Source organism: Enterovibrio sp. QJM3NY_24, assembly GCF_057786035.1.
Genome location: NZ_CM173520.1, coordinates 1069722 through 1089824 on the forward strand (window position 1 = coordinate 1069722; position 20103 = coordinate 1089824).

The window sequence follows — 20103 nt, forward strand, 5'->3', positions numbered from 1 at the left end:
GTCACGCAACTTGTCTTGTTAACAACACATATTGAGTAAGATTAGTTGCATATATTATAATTGCGACATAACTGTCGCTGTTTAGTGGTGCTCTCTCGGCGTAAAAACCGATATAGCTTCGCTTTCATCTTTAGGAAGAGGCACACATCAACAATGCGTGATTGGCTCAAAATCCTGCCCGATGTGGTCAAGCGAATTGGCCTTCATTTACTGATGAATAGATTAAAAAACGGGAAGCTCGCATGGTGAGTCTTGTGAAAGAGCCGCGAGAAAGGGGGATTTAAATCGGGAAGAAAGTCATCGATGCAAACCCGTGCACCACCTGATTGATGTGACGGTTGGTGCTGTCGGCCACCATTTTCGCCATCATGTCTTGGATAACCATCATTTGACCTAACACGCGCTCATAACTGTAATTGGGCACGCCCTCTTCGGTGAGACCATTGCTCAATAGCATGAGATTGCCGTTACTGTCTGTGCGAGTGTTCAGCAACCATGCGACAGTTTCTAGGTTGCGGGCGCTGTTGTAGAGCTTTTGCTGATCAATATCGTCCAGCAAATAGAACTCCAGTTGGTTGTTGTAACTGCTGCTGATCATGCCCGTGATACCGACCATCAGCGCGAAGACACGATCCCCTTCGAATTCCTCCGCAAACGCAAGATACAAGGCATCTACCCCGTCGATGTTGCCAAGTTCTTCATAGCCGTTTATTGGGCGTTTAACGGTCATAAACGAAGCAAGGCGGGCGTTCACCGTTGCGCCGGGCACTTTGGTGAGCTCTCTTGGGTTACGTTTGTAGAGTTTGATGGTGAGGGTTTGAATTAAATCGCGGATCTCCACAATATGAATATCCGTGATCAAATCCATGTCGGATTTAGCAAGATTTTTAAACGCAAAAGGACGACTGCCACTGCTACAGGCACTCAATGCGAGAACCAGTACCACACACAGCCAATGTCGTCGCATCATTCCTACTCCGCGTTTAAGAGAACTTAAAAAGTGTAGGTGGCGCACTATTGATTTGAAAAGCGTGCTACATCCGGTCTGAGGGGTGAATCTAAAAAAATCGCGATATTGTTACTCACGGCACCATCCTTTAGAATTCGCCCAATCAAATTGATTTCGCAAGGCAAACCATGAACAAGAGTTTTCTGACTAACATCATCGCTGCTGCCATTTTCGCGGCAGGCTATTACCTTGACCAACCCATTGCCCTTTATGGCGGTTTATTTGCGTTGTCTGGCTCACTCACCAATTTGCTGGCTGTGCACATGCTATTTGAGAAAGTGCCAGGGCTTTATGGCTCCGGGGTTATTCAAGCGCGTTTTGAAGCCTTTAAGTTGGGGATCAAATCTTTGATGATGGATCAGTTCTTTACTAAAGAGAACATTGATCGCTTCCTTAACAAAGAAATGTCAGGCGGCGCCAACCTGAACCTTGACCCTGTCATTGAGAAAATTGATTTCAATCCGACGTTTGACGGCTTAGTTGACGTGATCAATAACAGCCAATTCGGTGGCATGTTAATGATGATGGGCGGTGCAGAAGCGCTGACCCCGTTGCGTGAACCGTTCGTGGCGAAAATGCGTCAGTCCGTGATCGACATTACGCAGCAAGAAAATTTCCGTGAAGCACTCAAAGGCCAGATTGAACAACCAGAGATGTTAGGCGATATCACCACCAACATTGAAACCGTTATCGAGCAACGTCTTGATGAGCTAACCCCTGACATGGTGAAAGACATTGTTCAAACGATGATCCGCGAGCACCTTGGCTGGCTGGTTGTTTGGGGTGGCGTGTTTGGTGGTTTGATTGGTGTCGTCTCTGCACTCGTCACGGCTTAACAACTAAGCGAGCGGTGATCCCAGTTCGCTGGCATAAAACGCGGACATATGATGCTTATGGCACCTTCGGGTGCCGTTTTTGTTTCACAAGGTCTCGCCATGCTTTGGGATAGCTCACAAATCTCTGTTCTAATTACAAAATTACCCTCAAGTTCCCCGCAGTTGGTCCGATTCACTCCTAGAATAAATACATATTGCGCGTCGCATAACTGACACACTTTAACCGTCTTTCACATGAGGTGAATTTATGGCCAAAACACGGATTTTCACATTAGCTACAGCGCTTGTTGGCGCCATGTTTGCGTCTTCTGCTTCTGCACTGATATTGCCACTTTCGGTAGGTGCCGATGCCGGTGTTGCGGATGTTAAATATAAAGGGCGCAGTGCGACAGGCTACTTTTGGGCCGTCACGGGCAACCTAAAACTCACCAGTATGACCAGTATTTACTCAGGCTATGGTGAAACGACGGCTGAAATCCCCGATATTGATGGCGTTGATCAGGATTTCACGTCTATCTCTGTTCCACTGGCACTGCAGGTTAACCTGCCGATTGTGTTGGGTGATGTCTATGTGCGCGGCGGTGGTAACTATTACGAAAACACCTATGGCACCGAAGTCGAAGACGGCTATGGTTTGATTGGTGCAATAGGTCTGAGCCTTGCACCCGCGATTGGTCCAGGCATGGCAATTGAATTGGGTTATCGTGACCGTGGCAATGCGGAAACCAGCAGCATTTCTATTGGCGCTCGCTTAAATTTCTAAGCCGATTCAGCCTTTAGACCCAAAGCCAAACAAAGAAAACCAAAACAGCGCCCTATCGGCGCTGTTTTTTATTGGGTGTTTATATCAAGAGCGAGACCAAGAACTAGAGCGCGTACTTAAACCTTAAGCCATAGGCTAGAAAGGTTTGGCTACAGCGCTTGATGGCTTTCGAGGTAAGCCTCTGCTTGCTCTTTACCCATATATCGTCCCAATGTCTTCGCTTGTACGTTGCGCAAGTCGACCACAATCAACCCATCTAACGCGTTGTTAAACGCCGGATCGACATTGAAACACACCAACTTCCCGTTCAAACCAAGGTACTGGCGCAGTAACACAGGCACACCCAAACCGCTGCTCATTCTGCTTATTACTCTCGATAACACTTGCATGTCACCCAACGCAGATAGCATTGAGGTGTGCCATGGCACAGGCTCTGAGGTTTCTAGTGGCGTGGTAGGTTTCACCAACTGTGCCATGTTGTCGTCGTAATGATGAACGCTCAAGCTTTCTGCCAATAGACGTCTTGCTGTCAGGGGATAATCATTGCTGATGCTCACAGGGCCAAACAGAGTGGTGATATGCGAATGTCGGCTGACATATTCCGCAATGCCTTTCCAAAGTAATAACAATGCCGACAAGCTACGCTGATATTTTACATCGATCACCGAGCGTCCCATTTCCAGCGATACGTTCATGCTGTCGACAAACCGCTCATCATATTGAAACAGACTGCGCGAATAGAGCCCTTCAATTCCGTGTGTTTTCACAATGTCCTGGACCTGCCCTAAACGATAAGCACCCACCATTTGTTGTGCTTCTCTGTCCCAAATAAACAAGTGCAGATAATAGTTATCGTAGTCATCCAGATCGCACGAAAGCCCTGTCCCTTCGCCCACTGCTCGGAAGTTGATTTCACGCATGCGACCAATTTCTTTAAGAATGCAGGGGATGTGCTCGCTGGTTGTGCAATACACATCAAACTCGCTCGACGACAGTAACTTGGCATCGTCTGGTAGGGTTTTGATTTCAGCTTCGATGACATCTGTCCCGACCGAATCAATGATAGGTTCGCCATCACTGCTAGCCAAAGCACTGACGGCTTTTTCTTGATTCAGCAGATAGGTGTTCAAACGCAAATAATTAACCAGTGCATCATCGTTTTCAAACGCCCGACACTCTTTCCATTTGATCGGTTCACCGATGGTCAGAGGGATAGGTTTTCCACGTTTGTTGAGCAATTCTCGCCCGAGCAACACAGTGCGAAGCAGTGGGTGAATCGTTCCTGCACGATAAAACTTGCGGCTGTTACGCCCACCGATAAACACTGGTACGACAGAGGCTTTGTGCTTTCTCACAATGGCCGCCACAGAGCGGCTCCATGCTTTGTCATTTAACAAGCCATTTTCGTCGAAGGTCGACACCTCTCCGGCGGGAAACACCAGTAACAATCCACCGTCACCAACGTGCTGATGCGCTTCTCGCAACGCGCGCATATTGGCACGACGAGCACTTTCGCCTTCAAACACATCTACGCCGATAAAGAGATCGCTCAGTTCAGGAATTCGTTTAAGGTAGTAATTGGCGAGCACTTTCACATCAGGCCGCACTTCACGCAGCACTTTGGCAAGGATAACCCCTTCCACACCGCCTAACGGATGGTTGGCGACAACGACAGAGCTTCCTGAACGGGGAATATGATCAACTTCTTGTGACACAACTTGATAATCAATGCCCAACACATCAAGGGTATAGGTCAGGAAATGATCGGTATCTATCCCTTCTGGGCGAAGGCGATAGTATTTGTCTAAAGTGCGGAGCCCAGTTAAGGACTCCACTGTTTTTTCAACCACGCCAAACGGCGTTTTTCTTGGCAATAGAAAGGGGCTGGTATTCATTCTCTCTCCCTGATGAAGCCAAGTACGTGCAACACGGTAAGTTGCAACTCGTGAATGCAAAATAGCACCGTGATGCCGTCTTTAGCCCCTTATCTATAATAAGGCGCCTCTCGTTTTTTCTAACGTTTCACCCAGTTCAAATCGCCCTGAGAAATGAAGCCGGGAACATCTTTTTCCCATTTGCCCTGAATCGATTTGTCGTAGTTCAGGTAAAGCTTTCCATCGACGATTTTCCAGTAAGCTGGGTCGCCAGGAGCAAGGTCATCTTTTTCTGCAATGGCCCATGCGCAATAGCCGCCATATTGAGGGGCGTACTGTTCGGGATTGGCCAAAAATTTGTCGAGATTGGCTTGGCTTGAAAACAGCCATTCCGCGCCTTGGTACTCTGTTTTAAAATCAGACTTCCCTTGCACAGGGCCGCCTTCAAAATAAGAAACCGTGTCGTATCCACTCACCGCTTTGTTACTGAAAAAACCCGTGTAAACGTCTTCAGCCGCGAACGTAGCCGCGGAAAAGAACAGTGAGATCAATAGTAAAATTCGAGACATTTCATCACTCCATTTTTTAATAATTCGTTGCTGAGAGATATGACCGAGCAGTGCACTTTTCCTTTCACGATTTTTCGCTTTTCTGCGAGGTTTTTAATCACTTGTTTGAATCGATATTCACGTCTATCTGCGACTTTAACCTTGATCACTCGCCACCAGCTTAAGTGGCTGGTTCTTTCTCACAAGCGCTGTCGTTACCGCCTCACCGTTTTGGCAGGGAGGGCCATCCACGTAGACCATTTCCACCTGCTCAGGGGTCACCTTAAGGTGGGTAAAACTCACAGTATTGGCGTCTTCACGGTGCATACACACCGATTTATAACCTGCCTCTGGTACATGACTGCGGTGAAATTCCCACGCTTTTTCAACGCTGCGCGGCGCCGTTAGAATCACAGTATGTGCCTGTCTTCGCGCCTGCATGACTTCAGTAAACGCAACAGAAGAGGAGATCATGGGCTCAATACTTGGCCTTTGGGTTAGTACGTGGTCGTCCCATTGAAAAGCGATCACATGACCTTGTCGTGACGACAAATCAGGTGCGAAAACCAGCAAGGTAAACGGCGCATACGATCCTAAATGGAGTGTGTTTAACGTCGCTACCACATCTGACACCATGGCCGATGGTGCGAGCATTTTCACCAATAATCCTCGGCTTATGAGCGGTAATTCAGGAATGTCACCTTGGTAGTAATTCAATAAGCAGAGCGACAAGCCATGCTGATTAGTCGCCATCCATGTGCCGCCACCATCAGGATCGACAGGCATCATAAAAGCCGTACTACGGTGCGCAAATAATTGAGGTGAGAAGGCGATAGCACGCCCTTTTTGTTCATCGCGATTGAAAAAAACGTCGTAGCCCGACTCATGCAGCAACCAACTTACCGTGCACATTTAGTCGCCTCCTCGATAAAAAGTCGCGGTCGCAGGTGCCATACCAAAGGTCTCGGCGGTTGATATATCCTGCGCACACAAACTCACACGGATCAACGCAAAGTGATGCACCGCATGGCTGGCAACAAAAGACAATTCACGACCAAGGGTGGATTGCGTGACGGACGCGACATGGTGTTTCAAACTGACTTCTCCGCTAACGTTCATGCCCGTTGAAAGGTTCGCTTCGCGTATCGTTTCCAGCCAATGATAGAGCGATATCCACTCTTCAATGGCAATGCTTTTTTCTCTCTCGACAGGATGAGCTCGGCGGCGAATATCGTAATCCACAAAATCAGAATTCGGCCACGCTGTGATCGCGTGAAAAACATCGAGAATATGGCGCATATGTTGCCCAATGGCACTTTGCAGGTATGGCGTTGCCACATGGTTATATTGCTCATCAGACAACTGATGCAACAACTCCAGAGCTTGTGCCGCGACATCCATTCCGCCGATAACTTCAGCTGGCACTTCAGCTAACGCATCTATAATTGCGCTTGGATTGCGATTACTTACAGCATCCTTTGCTAACATGCTTTCCCCTTCATTTTTCACACTCTTATTCTTTGTTGTTCGACCTAAGCTTGTTCATCAACTCAAGTTCAATCAGTGACTCAAGCTTCAATCTGTCGATGGATAATGTTGCACCAACGCTTTTTCACGCCGCCATGCTTTATAAAGCTCAACCAACGTCGGCACCTTGTGACCCGATTTACGCTGTAAATCGCCAATTTCAAACAAGATACGGTACTGTTCTAGCAAGGTTGAAAACGCATCTTTCAGCGTCGCACCTCTGTCCCAAATATGGGCGGCTTCACTGCTCGCTCCATTGACTTCGATAAGCGCGAAATCGTCACCTCGCATCAAGCTTTCCATGTCGCGGAATTTGAGATCAATGCGCCCATAGTGATAACCGGGGAAATCATCAAAAATTTCATCTAATCGAGCAACTAATGCGTCAGTAATGTATTCGCTGCCATTCCTAAAGATGGCACCTCGGCAATGACTGCCTGCAAACGCTAACCTAAAGGTCTCGCCCGTGGCTAATACCAAATCGAGCTTGTCTTCATGACGGGCACGATAAAGATGCCGTAATTTTCCGGCACGAGGGTCATCATCGATCAACTGCGCTAACGATCGCTTCCCATCACCAATCACGAAGGGATTGTATTTCAGCGTAAGAGAGAAAATTCGACCGCGTTTTTCACCGGGGTAACGCACATAGAAAACGCCCGCTTCAGCGTTATACGGCGCTTTTTTTTGCAGCATGAGCCGCGCGCCATCAGGGAAAAGGCGGAGGTATTCTTCCAATTCGGCTTTGTTTTCAACCAAACGTACACCCGCACCACGACAACCTAAATCCGGCTTCGCCACCACAGGGAAACCTAGCCCTGCTTGATGCAAAGTGGTGAGTGCCTGATGCGCTTGTGTTTCTAGTGGGACGGTGGACTTTTCCCACATCACATAAGGCAAAATCCATGGTTTGGCTTTTTCTCCCGCCAGCGACAATATGGCGTCTTTGGATTCGCCCACCATGCCACTGAGTTCAATACCAGGGTTAGCGATAAGGGGGAGACTTGCGCTGCGATATTTAATGCCATGCCAAATCCACTGCACGGCAACTGGGGTATAAAACACCCAACCGGGCCAAAACTCAAAAGCGGAAAATGGGTTACCTTCCATGTTCAATGGTGGCATCCCATGATTAACGGGTAAGGCAGGTGCTGTTTTTTCTTCCACCAATTTTAATCTGTGCAAACCGCTTTCTCCTTAAGCTTGTTGCCTGCAAAACGGTTAATAACAATAAGCAAAATCAGCACGACAGGAATAAGCGCCCAACTGACATTGCTGTTAATCCATTCGATTTCACCGAGTTGGTAAACCAAGGTGAACACCACGGCAGTCCATAGTGTTGTTGCAAACACCACAGCCATTAAAAAATCACGTAGCCCAACACGGAAAAAACCACTCAGGCAGAAGCCGACGAAACGTAAACCCGGAACAAATCGAATGAGAAAAAGATTGCCGATTGCGTGTGCGCGCAGTTTTTTTCGAATCACCCTTACACTCGGTTTCGTCAGCAAAAAACCACGTAAACGACGCCATTTTCGAGCCCAATATCCAAGCGCATACAAGCCAGCATCGCCCGTGGCGATACCGATAAAGATAGCGAGCAGTGCCATAGGCACAGACATTACGCCCTGAGAAGCGGCGACACTTGCCGTAATGATGGCGAGATCTTCAAGGAGATAGGACAGCAAAATTACCGCAAAAAAAAGCGTTAGCGGCGAATACTGTAAAAGGGTTGTTGTCACGTCATTCAAAAGGCGCGCTCATGTGGCTATTAAACTCTTAGAGAATAGACAGGTTCAACGACGTTTCGCTTTCAGATTATTAAGAAAGTCTTTAAATTCACAAAAATAGGACACGCTTTGCTTCAAATTTGTTCCATGGCGAGACATTGAGAATTTTCTGATTGACCATCGCGATCAAGCTATTTTCACCACATGATTAACGTGACAAACTGGCGTTCAAACCCCGTTAACAGGCAGTGGCAGCATGAAAAACACCGCGATATCTCCTTTTGTACGCTTACAAAGTGAACTGGCGAGTTTCGCCAAAGCACGTGACTGGGAGCAATTCCACAACCCGAAAAACCTCGTGATGGCCCTAAGCGGCGAAGTCGGTGAGCTGGCTGAATTATTTCAGTGGTTAACCCCAGAACAAGCGGCTGATTTTCCGCAAGAAAAGAAAGAAGCCTTGGCTCATGAACTGGCAGATATTCAGCTGTATTTGCTGCGCATTGCAGAGAAGTGCAATATTGATCTTGAAGAGGCCTGTGATAAGAAACTCGTGCTTAACAACGAAAAATATCCCGTCGAAAAATGTTATGGTCGCGCCGTTAAATACAACGAGCTATAGATTCTCCGCTCCTTTTCGTCAGGTGAAAGCGCCTAAATTAAGATCCCATAAATAAGACATGGGCTAAACTTTTGATAACGGACACGTACGCTCGGTATCCCCCTTTAAGCGGATACCGAGCACATTGATCTCCTCCATCCGGTAAGCAGTCAGGATAGGTAATTAATTTTTAATCATTAATCAATTTTTCGCGACTAAACAATGGATGAGTAGATGGCACTCTCTGACGAGCAGGTACAATCAAAAGACTTGTTTCCTAATGATGCCTTGCTTGTGCGCGCCATGCTGGTGTTTATTGGCTGCCTATCTTTATCGCTGGTAGCCATCTATCTACTCAGACAACCTGGCAGTGCAGCCTTCACTTGGTACGCAAATGGTTTAGCCATCGCGCTGATATCACTCGCACCGAACTCTCAACGTGCCGCGCTGACTGGTACTGCATTTATTGCCATATTGCTGGCTAATATGCTGTTTGGCGATGGTCCACTTCAGAGCATACAACTCGCTTTGTCCAACACCGCGACAATCACTGCTGGCTGCGTGGCTCTCGTTTATGCCAGTCGAAACGCTTCCCCCTTCTTATCAATGCAGAGCTTTTCCATTTTTATTGGTCTAACGGTTTTACTCAGTCCTTTGCTTGGCGCTATCGCGGGTGGCTATACATTACATAAAGCGCTTTCAATCCCCTTTAACGACGTCGCCCTGGCTTGGTATTTCGGTGATGTGATTGGCATTTTGGCGATGACACCCGTGACCTATATCTTGCTCAAGCGACCTATCGAACTGCCATCGTCATTTTCTAATATGAAAACAGTCTGTTTGATATTAGGTATCACGGCTCTGTCGGGCTATCTCCTCTCGCATGTGTCATACCCTTTCATTGCCATAGCCTTTGCACTGACTTTCGCCTGTGCCGTATTGGATCGACTCTCTGCGTTTATTACTGCATTTCTCGTATCCATGGTTCTCGATATTTTAATGGTTTCTCCGTCAACCAACCTCGCATTTTCGGATGCTGCCGCTAATCCTGCGGGCTTATTGCCCCCCATCGCTGGCGCAATGTTGATCGGTATCTTGTTGGCAGTGAAATCCGCCAAGTTGCGACAAATACAGAAAATGAGTGCTGAGAAAGCCGCCCTATTTTCCGGTGCCATGCATGCATCCGTGATCGGAATGGTCATGGTATCGCCTGAAGGTCGCATGATTAATGCCAACCGCAGTTTTTTAGCCCTTGTAGGGCTGAGCGACGAAGACCTTCAACGCAAGAATTTCAATCAGCTTGTGTTTCATTCAGACAAACACGATGTGAACGAGCAATGCCAAAAGCTAGCGGCAGGAGAGACGGATAGCTTCCAACTCGCGTTACGCTTTCTCACCAAGAATAAACAGGTGATATGGGTCCAAATCGGTGTTTCCGCCGTCAGAGATCAATGGACAGACAATGTGATTCATTTTGTCTACCAAATACAAAATATTGATAAAGAGCGTCGCATTGATGCAGAGCGAAACATGTGGTCTCAGAAATTTGAGTTTGCACTGGGCATAAATCGCATCGCGGTTTATGAAATGGAATGCCACACCAAGTACATACATCTGTCAGACAATGCTTATCAAGCCATTGGCATCAAAGCGTATACCGTCAAACGTCTGTATGAATGGATGGCACGTATACATCCAGATGATCTCAGAGAGTACCAACACTCTGTATCCAGAATTGGCATTGATCCAGTCGCCATGGAATACCGCGTGATTGACGATGAACAAAGCTATCGCTGGATACGTGATTGCAGTCAGCCTATTGAGCAGTTAGATCAAGACTCAACCAAGAAAGTCATTGGCACGATCACAGATATCAGTCATGAACGCGAGACCTCGAAAGACATCGAACTGATTGATCGCCCAGCATTAGCACTCAAAGCTGCCCAGTTTGGCGTGTGGGAGTACAGCCCCATAAACGATGTGTTGTATTGGAACCCTGAAATGTACGCTCTGTTTGGAATGAAATCGGGGGAGTTCATTGACAAACGCATCTGGCGCAACATACTCCACCCTCACGATCGCCGTCAGTTTGATGCCATGTTTGCATTGGCGATTAACGGCGCTCACTATCACACCCATGTACGCCGAGTGCTTGACGGTAAAGAAAACCCGCATCATTCACTCATGGCAAAAATCACTCTCGATGATAACCATCCGCACTTAGTTGGCGTGTGCACCGTGACACCACATGCTTCAGCAGCAAGCAACCTGCAAGAGAATGCAAAAACACAGCTAGCATCGGCTATCCATGCTTCGAGTGAAGGCATTATCGTGCTAGATACAAACCTCAATATTCAAGTAATAAACCAAAGTGCCCGTGATATTACCCATTGCAGCGCAGACAGCGTTGGAAGCCGCATTGATGCTTGTTTTTCACTGTTTGATGGTGAAGCGCTACTTTCGCTTGAGCGCATGTTAGTTAATACACCTAGCAACGATTTCATGCTAGATAGTGTATTTTGGTTGAAAACCACGCGAGGCCTTGACGTTCAAGTCGCGCTGTCTGCCAAACCCGTATTCTCTGAAGAAGGCGGACTTGAAGGATGGATTCTCACGCTGCAACATACGGCGAAAGCGAGCTGGATGGATAAATCAGACAACGATTTGCGATTGGATAGATTGACAGGTCTGCCCAATCGTCGCGATTTCGACCATATACTTCAGCATCATATCGACACGCAGCAACATAACGCTGGGGAACACACCCTCGCTGTTGTTCAACTTCAAGGGTTAGGGGCACTGACGGATTTACTCGGACGCCCAGCACGTGATCAAGTGCTCAAATCTGCTGCGCTTATTCTTAAAGCCAGCGTGCACAAAGCAGGATATCTAGCGCGGATCAGTGATGACAGGTTTGCCATTTTACTCCAACACTGCGCGCCGTCTCATGCGTTCGAAATCGCCAAAGAAATCACCACTAAACTGGATCACCTCAAATACACCCACGATGCCAAAGCGTTTTCAATAGAAAGTGCCATTGGTCTTACCGCAGCCAACACATTAGAGATTCCCCCTTTTCAATTGCTTTATCATGCTCAAGTCGCCTTGGCATTGGCTGTTGATGGTGAGGCTCCCCATGTGTCTCTCTTCGATGAATCAACGCCAAAGCAAAACATGCAACTCAGTAGAGATAATCTGCTGCAACAAATCGACACAGCAATTGAGCATGGTTCATTCACGTTACTTTGCATGCCGATTGTTCCCCGACGAAACGGCCTTGCGACATGGCATGAGCTTTTGATCAGAATGATCACAGAAGATGGACAGCTGCTGCTCCCGAATACGTTTTTTAAAGCGGCGGAGCAAACAGGACGCCTGATAAAAATTGAACGCTGGGTGTTTAGTGAAGTGCTGGAAAAACAAGCACAGGCATTACATGACGCGAATCTTTCTGTCGCTGTTAACCTTTCATCTGAAGCTTTCTACAACAGCGCCTTTGTTGAACATTGCACAACACTCATCAAACAGAGTGCGCTACCGGCTTCAAGCCTGTGTATTGAAATCAAAGAAAACACCTTACTGATAGACCCAATGAAAGCCAGAGATGTCGTCTCAACGTTCCGAGCTTTAGGCTGCTCAGTAGCCGTTGATAACTTCGGAGCTGAACTCACCTCATTCAGCCATTTAAAAACCCTAAATGTCACCATGCTCAAAATTGATGGCAGCATTATTTCTCTGATGCGATCGAGCCGAGTGGAGAAACGTATCGTTGAATCCATCAAACAGATTGGTGACACTCTCAACATCAAAACAGGGGCACAGAAAGTCAACAACGAAGAAGACTATCAGCAAGTACAAGATGCCGGCCTCGACTACACTCAAGGTTATGTGTTCGGCGAGCCTCTCCCACTATCGCGTGTCATATCCTCAGCAAAAGCGGGATTAAGCAACCACCTCTTATTCCCGAGATCCGCCAGCTAACTCGCCCAACTCTCGGACACTCGCATCACAGACTGGCCGATCCCTCCTTTTCATTTCGTTCATTTTCGCCTTCAATGCTAACGTTGAGCGATACGCTTTGTTGGACAACACGCTAGGACTGGCAAATGAAGAATTGTGACTATCTGGTAATTGGCGCAGGCATTGTTGGGCTTAGCGTGGCGCATGAACTGCAAACTCGCTATCCCGATGCACACGTCGTGGTGGTGGATAAAGAAGACCAAGTCGCCAGTCATCAAACAGGCCGTAACAGCGGTGTGATTCACGCAGGTGTCTACTACACACCGGGCAGCATGAAGGCCAAATTCTGTACCGAGGGGAACCTAGCGATTAAAGCGTTTTGCCGCGAGCACCACATTCCTTTTGAAGAGTGCGGAAAACTGCTAGTTGCCACAAGTGACATAGAGCTTGGTCGCATGGAAGCATTAAAAATCCGCGCCCAAGAAAACGGCTTGGAATTCGAGGTTTTAGACGCAGCTCAACTTCACCAAAAAGAGCCTAATATTGAAGGGGTTGGTGCGATATTTGTGCCGTCAACAGGCATTGTCAATTACCGTCAGATCTGTAAAAAACTCGGAACACTGATCAAGGAGAGCGGCGGCGAGGTTATATTCAATAGCAGCGTCGAATACATACAGGAAACCGAGGAAGGCGTGACGGTTGTTGCTGGCACCCAGATCCTCCATGCCGACAAGGTGATTGCCTGTGGCGGTGTCATGTCAGATCGCATTGTGCGTATGCTCGGCAAAACGCCAGATTTCCAAATTGTGCCTTTCCGGGGCGATTATTTCCAGCTTCCACAGCGACACAATGGGATTATTTCTAGTCTAATTTACCCCATCCCCGATCCCGCCCTGCCCTTTCTCGGCGTTCACCTCACCAAGATGATTGATGGCTCGGTCACCGTCGGCCCTAATGCAGTGCTAAGTCTTGCTCGCGAAGGGTACTCGCGGTTTTCACTTTCTTTCAAAGACACCGCAGAAATGCTGCAATATGTCGGCTTTTACAACGTTATTCGACGCAATTTTTCTTCAGCGATGAAAGAGTTGCGTAACGGGGTATGGAAGCCGGGATATCTCAAAGAAGTGCAGAAATACTGCCCGTTGCTAACCAAAGAGGATTTGCTCACATATCCTTCTGGTATCCGAGCGCAGGCGGTCTATCAAAATGGCGACATGGTGGATGATTTCTTATTCCATCAAACCCCACGCACCTTGGTGGTATGCAATGCGCCATCGCCAGCCGCCACGTCATGTTTTCCGATTGCGAACTTCATTGTCGATAAATTAGACGCATAGCGGCTGTTCTTACCTTATGCGCACAATATTTTGTTGGCCTCGACTCTCAAGATATTTTATACCGTTCAGATTAAGTAAGCGGTCATCAATTTGCACTCAAAATCATCCAAGACAATCTTGTCTTCAATGTCTATTGAGATAGTATTTTGCTAGAAAACGCTCATAATCTTGCTACAAAACACTTAAAGAAAAATTACCCATGACTGATTTTCAATACTACTTTCATCAACTTCCTTGTTTTAACTGTAAAAAAACCACAGTCAGCACGGATCTTGGTTGGTTAACGGCTGCGATGAAAGATGATGTCGTCGCGCAAATGGCTGCGATTATCGCGCAAGGCAACGTTGAACCAGATCTTTCAGTGCACGTTACTTGCACTAAAGACGAAGCGCGTGACTACTTATTGCTGAATTTCTACGGCTACTCCGAAGAAGAACTCGCAAATCAAGTGAAAGCGGAAGATGAGCAAGAGGTCGCGGATGAAATAGCAGAGTTACTGGCAGAGGGTAGCGACGCCGCCGTCTTTGAACATGAAATCGCACTGCAAAGTTGTACTGATTGCGACATTGATTAATCGTTAAACCAAGCGCAAATATTCAGCTTGCCCATGTTCGTCATACACAACATGATGTTCAATTTATTCAAGGCGTTAAAAACTTAGGGTTTGATAACGCCTTTTTCGTTTCTGCGAATTTTTTTAAGTACGATTTACAGTGTTTACCATTTACACATGTGAAAAGTTACACTCGTAAAATTCCAGAATAGGCTTTTCTTGCCATATCTTGAATAAAGGCAATTTTGTTCTTAGTCGGTTGAGGTTATCGATGTTTAAACGCATACAACAACACGCGAAAGGGGATCTGTTTATCTTTCTTCTTTTCGCTTTTTTAGCGTTATGGATGCATCATTTCAGTCATTCGGCAATATTGCGTTATTCACTAAAACCCGTTGAGGTTTTTCTCCATGAGGGCTCACACGCGCTTGCTACTTTACTGACTGGAAACCACCTTCAAAGCCTGCATCTAGCGTGGAGGGAAGGACATGTAGTTTCCGCGGTTAGTGGACGGATAGGTCAGATTATCATTGCTTTCTCTGGTTATGCGGGTGCGTCTCTTTGGGGGCTTCTCATCTACGCCACGAGCATTAACGCCAGCAAAAGTATAAAAGTTGCTCTCATTGCTTTCAGCGCTTTTTTCTTCCTGTATATCGACAGTCTGACAACGGGCCTGATTTTAAGCTTTGTGATCGGCGTGTTTGTCGTTAGCTGGTACCTTGGTAAAGCTGGCAGTTATTTCCTCCGATTCCTCGGCATTTTCGTCATGCTGAACTCCATCTACTCACCCACTTATTTATGGTCTTATGATCAGACGGGCGATCATGTGTCGTTAAGTAAGCTAACCTTCCTACCTTCGTTCGTGTTTATCCTGATCTGGCTTGGTATTGGTTTGTATTGCTTTAAGTTGGCATATAACATCACGCTCAAAAAACAGCAGCAGTGATACACAGCCTCTCTCTTTGAGCAATTCGCGCCAGAATCTTCAAACCATTGTTATGGTTTACATTGTTATCAGAAAGTCGAGTTCAACTGAAACGAACTGACGGCGTTAGGGATAATCGTCAATCGTGTTATTTCGCAACGCCCAGTTCGGCTTAATGTGGTTTTAAGTCGGTATTCACGCCAAACTTATGATGTCTGCACCACATAATCTCCCACAAATTCCTTTTCTTTTCTTAAGCCTAGGCATAGCATCGTCGCCTCTATTCAATAGGCGGAGGCTCTCCATTATTCTCCCGCCAACCATCTGATTAAAAAACACTCTTCACTCAGAAAAGAGATACTTAATTCATCATGAAAAAAACCGTTCTGTTTCTCTGCGCAGCCCTAATGACGGGCTGTTCGATACCACCTCAAAGCAATGATCATCATACGCCGCCGATTGCTGGTGAGCCGATTTCCGATAGCAACAAAAAAGCGATTGCTGCGCTGTTTTCATTGCTCGCCAAAGAAGCTAAAAAGCAATGGGGCGAAGACGAATACATCGAATCCAGCAAACACCGCTATGTGAAATATCTCGACGGTTATCAGACTCGGGCACACATCGACTTTGATGCGGGAAAAATTTATGTTTCAACCGTGTCGCAGCATAAGCCGATGGAAAAATTGCACAAAGCGATTGTTCAAACCGTGCTCATGCCCGCCGATCCTAAAGATGTTGAACAGTTCACGGACAAAGATATTCAGCTTAAAGGCAAACCGTTTTTCTTGGGGCAAGTGGTCGATCAGGAAGGGAAATCGATTGAGTGGGAATGGCGGGCAAATCGCTTTGCCGCCTACATGATTGAAAACAAGTTGCAATCCAAAACCATCAAGAAAGGTAACGCTTACTACGTCCAAATCGACATGGTAAAAGATCACCTTGCCCAACGTGAATATCAATACGCCCACTTGGTGCGCGATGCATCAAAGCGCTATGACATTCCTGAAGGCTTGATTTATGCCGTGATCAAAACCGAAAGTAGCTTCAACCCTTATGCAGTAAGCCATGCGGGTGCGTACGGTTTGATGCAGGTGATCCCAAAAACAGCAGGGGCGGATGTGTTTAATCTGGTAAAGAAAAAGCCAGGAATGCCAACCAAAGAATACCTGTTTGACCCTGCTAACAATATCGATACTGGCGCAGCGTATTTATACATTCTAAAAACGCGATATTTACGCGACGTCACCAACCCATCTTCACGGCATTTCAGTATGATTTCGGCGTATAACGGCGGAACGGGCGGCGTGCTGGCAACGTTCCACCCAGATAGGAAAAAGGCGATGGTTACACTGAACAAGAAATCGCCAAGTCAGGTATATGACGCGCTAACGACGAAGCATCCTAAAGATGAAGCCAGACGCTATCTGCAAAAAGTGCTCTATTTCCAAAAAGATTTTAAAGAAGGGAAAATCTAACTCAGGCAGCCTGCCCCCCACTAGCGACAGTTTTGTCAATTCGTGTGGGGGGATGAAATTGGGTGGGTAGCTTATCGCGGCAAAGTAACCATCACACCTAACCCCGGCTTGCGATCAGTCAGGCTAATCACGCCGTGGTGCAACCCTGCTACGGCTTTGGCAAGAGAAAGCCCCAACCCCAACCCGCCGTCTGTGCGGCTCTTGTCGACGCGATACAGACGTTCAAACACGCGCTCTTTTTCAGCATCTGGAATACCGGGGCCGTTGTCTTCCACTTTCAACCAGACTTGATTACTTTCTCGCGCTTGGCCACAGCTAAGCGAGATCTGACTGCCTTCAGGGCAATAACGCAGGGCGTTTTCAATCAGGTTTGCCACTTGTTGGATCAGCAGTTCTCTGTCGCCTTGGAACAGCAGAGGCTGCATGGGCTTTTCAACCACCAGCGACATGCCAGCATCTTCCGCAACATCGCCATAGATTTCGGCCACCGTATCGATAATGTGTACCAAATCAATCTGCGAGAAACGACTACGTCTCGCGCCAGATTCAATTTGTGAAATACGCAGTAAGGCATCAAAAATGGAGGCTAACCGCTGTGAGTCTGCCAGTGCATGATCCAATTCCTGCATAAAAGTGGCTTGTTCCGTCACCTTCAGCGTTTCCGCTTCTTCTCTCAGCGTCAAAAGGTTATGACGTAAACGAGTGATTGGCGTTTTCAGCTCATGCGCAATGTTGGATGAAATATCACTCATGGCGGCGACCGAACCTTCAAGACGCGACAACATTTCGTCCACTGACACCGAAATACGCGCCAAATCGTTGTGTGTATATCGCTCTCCGGTTCGCACAGACAAATCGCCATCTGCCGCCGCATTGAGCACACGTTCAATACGATTAATGCGCTTTTGGCTGATCCGCCCCATCGCCACGACCAGTACTGCGGTGAGTAATGACACCAAAACGCCAGCTAAGATGAATCCTGATGTTAATACCGCGAGGATTTCATCATCTTCAATCGGGTCATCATCAACCTTCCGCTGACCATGACCTTCAATTAATGCGCGGGATTCTTTCACTATCTCGCTATTTTGATCGCTCAGTTCATGCTCGACATAGACAAATGTCACTGCCGCCATCAAAAACAGGCTGAGCAATGACACTGCACCAAACATTAATCCCTGCTGTGTGGCAGAGGTTTTCATCCATTTAGGAAGCGCATCAAGCAAGCGACGGCACGATAAGTACTGACGAACAGAGGCTGAAAACTTTGCAATCATTTCACCTCTCCGCCGTCTTTATGTTCTAACTTGTAGCCCACACCGCGTAAAGTTTGGATCAGTGTGTCACCGAACGGTTTTTCCAGCTTATTTCTCAATCGACTGATGTGGGTTTCGACTACGCTGGTTTGCGGGTCGAAATGAATGTCCCACACGTGCTCTAGCAACATGGTACGTGTGATCACTCGTCCAGGATGGCGCAGGAAGAGCTCCAGAATACGAAACTCTTTCGGTTGCAAATCAAGCGAGATACCTTGTCGAATCGCCGTGTGTTCAAACAAGTTGATCACGACATCGCCAAAGCTCAATTCAGGGTTGGTTTCGTTGGATTTAAGTACAGAGCGGCGCGATAACGCCGTCACACGAGCCAACAATTCAGAAAAGGCAAAGGGCTTGGTCAGGTAGTCATCCCCACCGGCCTCTAACCCTTCCACTCGGTCATCAACGCCGCCAAGGGAGGTTAGAAATAAAATCGGAGTGCCAATTTGTGCAGCACGGAGCGCTTTAACCAGCGATAAGCCATCCAATCCGGGCAGCATTCGGTCGACAATCGCGACATCGTATTGTTCTGCCATGCAAAGGGTCAGCGCATATTTGCCGTTGTCGGTCACTTCGACCTGATGACCTGCTTCACGTAACCCTTTTTCCACAAAACTGCTGAGACTCACATCGTCTTCAACCAGTAATATTCGCATGTGAACTCTCTCTTGAAAGCGGCGGCTTATACCGCAGCAATAGGCTCGTTGTTGATATTATGATCTGTTGGGTTAGCGACGTTGTTTTTAAACTGACGTTGTTTCCAAGCAGCAATAATCACCGCAGTAACACCTGCTAACAGTGTGATTCCTAGTGTAACCAGTCCTAGCATGAAAAGCAGGGAAAAGCTCAATACACCCACAACCGCAGTGACACCATTTTCTCGAACTTGCTTTGCCAGCGCTTTGGCGCGTAGCCATAGCTTCGACATCGATAGCTTTGACATAGATTGACGTATAGATTTAACCATTATTCACTCCTTGAGGGCGTCAAACGACGACGCCCTTATTCTGTGTTTGTTAGTCTCTGCTTCGGCAACATCGCCTCAGTCATCACAATCGTTTTTGTGTGATTCTATTTTGCTTGTAACAAATTACTTGGCTGCAACCGCAACGGCATCAATATGTGTTTCTACGCGCTTGCCATTGGCATCAAGCATTTCCACGTCATAAGTTATTTTGCCGAAGTGATCGTCTACATCCACGCTCCACGCTTTACCACCAAATTCGGTTTCGGCTTGCATCACAGCTTGTTCGAGCGACAGATAAGTGCCGTTGTTCAAACCTGACAACCACATGGCATCTTCAACTTGGTCATCTTGATCGTCGTCATGGTCGCGGCGTTTTTGCATCAAAATCACTTCGCCTGTTTGAGCATTAATCACGGTGTGGATTTCTTGGCCGTCAGTTGCAGACAGTTCCACTTCGTAAACCGCTTGACCGTGTTTAACGTCGCGCTCTGCCTCAAGCGGAATACCGCCCGTTTCATTTTTCGCAATTTCAACCGCTTGAAGCAGTGACACCGCATCTTGATTTAGCGATGTTGGTGCATCACTCGCATTTGCTGAACCCATTGCCATCATGGCGCTCATACCAAGAAGTACAGAAATAGCAGCAGGCTTAAAGTTGATGTTCTTTTTCATGGTGGTGTCCTCG

19 protein-coding genes are annotated in these 20103 nt (G+C 47.2%); 8 read left to right on the plus strand and 11 right to left on the minus strand.

The genetic code is table 11. The features are described from left to right. Positions 1–280: 280 nt before the first annotated feature. Positions 281–970, minus strand: a complete 690-nt coding sequence (locus tag AC3CIC_RS20960) for a hypothetical protein (RefSeq protein ID WP_488516096.1) — start codon at positions 968–970, stop codon at positions 281–283. A 167-nt stretch (positions 971–1137) separates the two neighbouring features. Here AC3CIC_RS20960 and AC3CIC_RS20965 point away from each other — a divergent pair, with 167 nt between their 5' ends. Together AC3CIC_RS20965 and AC3CIC_RS20970 are read left to right on the plus strand one after the other, a co-directional pair. Then, on the plus strand, positions 1138–1845 hold the full coding sequence (locus AC3CIC_RS20965; RefSeq protein WP_488516097.1) for a DUF445 domain-containing protein: 708 nt from the start codon (positions 1138–1140) through the stop codon (positions 1843–1845). A 247-nt stretch (positions 1846–2092) separates the two neighbouring features. Continuing rightward, a complete protein-coding gene (locus tag AC3CIC_RS20970; RefSeq protein WP_371733063.1) occupies positions 2093–2608 on the plus strand; it encodes a hypothetical protein in 516 nt (171 codons plus the stop codon). Between the two features lie 149 nt (positions 2609–2757). Here the strand turns inward: AC3CIC_RS20970 and AC3CIC_RS20975 are convergent, their stop codons facing one another. The 6 genes from AC3CIC_RS20975 to AC3CIC_RS21000 form a co-directional block, all read right to left on the minus strand. Continuing rightward, positions 2758–4503, minus strand: coding sequence for a bifunctional lysophospholipid acyltransferase family protein/GNAT family N-acetyltransferase (locus AC3CIC_RS20975; RefSeq protein ID WP_488516098.1), 1746 nt, complete (start codon positions 4501–4503; stop codon positions 2758–2760). Positions 4504–4622: 119 nt separating this feature from the next. After that, positions 4623–5051 carry a YHS domain-containing (seleno)protein gene (locus AC3CIC_RS20980; RefSeq protein ID WP_016959875.1) on the minus strand — a complete coding sequence of 143 codons (429 nt, stop codon included), beginning with the start codon at positions 5049–5051 and terminating at the stop codon, positions 4623–4625. A gap of 135 nt (positions 5052–5186) precedes the next feature. Next, entirely contained in the window at positions 5187–5942 is a 756-nt protein-coding gene (locus AC3CIC_RS20985) for an NRDE family protein (RefSeq protein WP_488516099.1), read from the minus strand. Beyond that, on the minus strand, positions 5943–6518 hold the full coding sequence (locus tag AC3CIC_RS20990) for a DinB family protein (RefSeq protein WP_029486404.1): 576 nt from the start codon (positions 6516–6518) through the stop codon (positions 5943–5945). An 87-nt stretch (positions 6519–6605) separates the two neighbouring features. After that, on the minus strand, positions 6606–7682 hold the full coding sequence (locus AC3CIC_RS20995) for a D-alanine--D-alanine ligase (protein WP_488516854.1): 1077 nt from the start codon (positions 7680–7682) through the stop codon (positions 6606–6608). 47 nt (positions 7683–7729) lie between these two features. Then, positions 7730–8308, minus strand: a complete 579-nt coding sequence (locus AC3CIC_RS21000; protein WP_488516100.1) for a DedA family protein — start codon at positions 8306–8308, stop codon at positions 7730–7732. 235 nt (positions 8309–8543) lie between these two features. Here AC3CIC_RS21000 and AC3CIC_RS21005 point away from each other — a divergent pair, with 235 nt between their 5' ends. From AC3CIC_RS21005 to mltC, 6 genes are all read left to right on the plus strand, one after another. Next, a complete protein-coding gene (locus tag AC3CIC_RS21005; RefSeq protein WP_017003054.1) occupies positions 8544–8906 on the plus strand; it encodes a nucleotide pyrophosphohydrolase in 363 nt (120 codons plus the stop codon). Between the two features lie 213 nt (positions 8907–9119). Then, positions 9120–12866 carry an EAL domain-containing protein gene (locus AC3CIC_RS21010; RefSeq protein WP_488516101.1) on the plus strand — a complete coding sequence of 1249 codons (3747 nt, stop codon included), beginning with the start codon at positions 9120–9122 and terminating at the stop codon, positions 12864–12866. Between the two features lie 125 nt (positions 12867–12991). Beyond that, positions 12992–14182, plus strand: coding sequence for an L-2-hydroxyglutarate oxidase (gene lhgO, locus AC3CIC_RS21015; RefSeq protein ID WP_488516102.1), 1191 nt, complete (start codon positions 12992–12994; stop codon positions 14180–14182). Between the two features lie 199 nt (positions 14183–14381). Next, positions 14382–14756, plus strand: a complete 375-nt coding sequence (locus AC3CIC_RS21020; RefSeq protein ID WP_488516103.1) for a hypothetical protein — start codon at positions 14382–14384, stop codon at positions 14754–14756. A gap of 208 nt (positions 14757–14964) precedes the next feature. After that, positions 14965–15681, plus strand: a complete 717-nt coding sequence (locus tag AC3CIC_RS21025) for a M50 family metallopeptidase (protein ID WP_488516104.1) — start codon at positions 14965–14967, stop codon at positions 15679–15681. 350 nt (positions 15682–16031) lie between these two features. Further along, the gene (mltC, locus tag AC3CIC_RS21030) at positions 16032–17135 is read left to right on the plus strand and encodes a membrane-bound lytic murein transglycosylase MltC (protein WP_394208863.1); all 1104 of its coding nucleotides are present in this window, start codon (positions 16032–16034) and stop codon (positions 17133–17135) included. Between the two features lie 71 nt (positions 17136–17206). On the opposite strand, the gene AC3CIC_RS21035 is transcribed toward mltC, so the two are convergent. From AC3CIC_RS21035 to AC3CIC_RS21050, 4 genes are all read right to left on the minus strand, one after another. Next, entirely contained in the window at positions 17207–18412 is a 1206-nt protein-coding gene (locus tag AC3CIC_RS21035; protein ID WP_488516105.1) for a sensor histidine kinase, read from the minus strand. Continuing rightward, positions 18409–19107 carry a response regulator transcription factor gene (locus AC3CIC_RS21040; RefSeq protein ID WP_016959887.1) on the minus strand — a complete coding sequence of 233 codons (699 nt, stop codon included), beginning with the start codon at positions 19105–19107 and terminating at the stop codon, positions 18409–18411. The genes AC3CIC_RS21035 and AC3CIC_RS21040 overlap by 4 nt, the downstream gene beginning before the upstream one ends. Positions 19108–19133: 26 nt before the next feature. Further along, positions 19134–19418 (minus strand): hypothetical protein, encoded by a 285-nt coding sequence (locus AC3CIC_RS21045; RefSeq protein WP_488516106.1) that lies wholly within the window; start codon positions 19416–19418, stop codon positions 19134–19136. 123 nt (positions 19419–19541) lie between these two features. Further along, a complete protein-coding gene (locus tag AC3CIC_RS21050) occupies positions 19542–20090 on the minus strand; it encodes a PepSY domain-containing protein (protein ID WP_016959889.1) in 549 nt (182 codons plus the stop codon). Positions 20091–20103 lie beyond the last annotated feature (13 nt).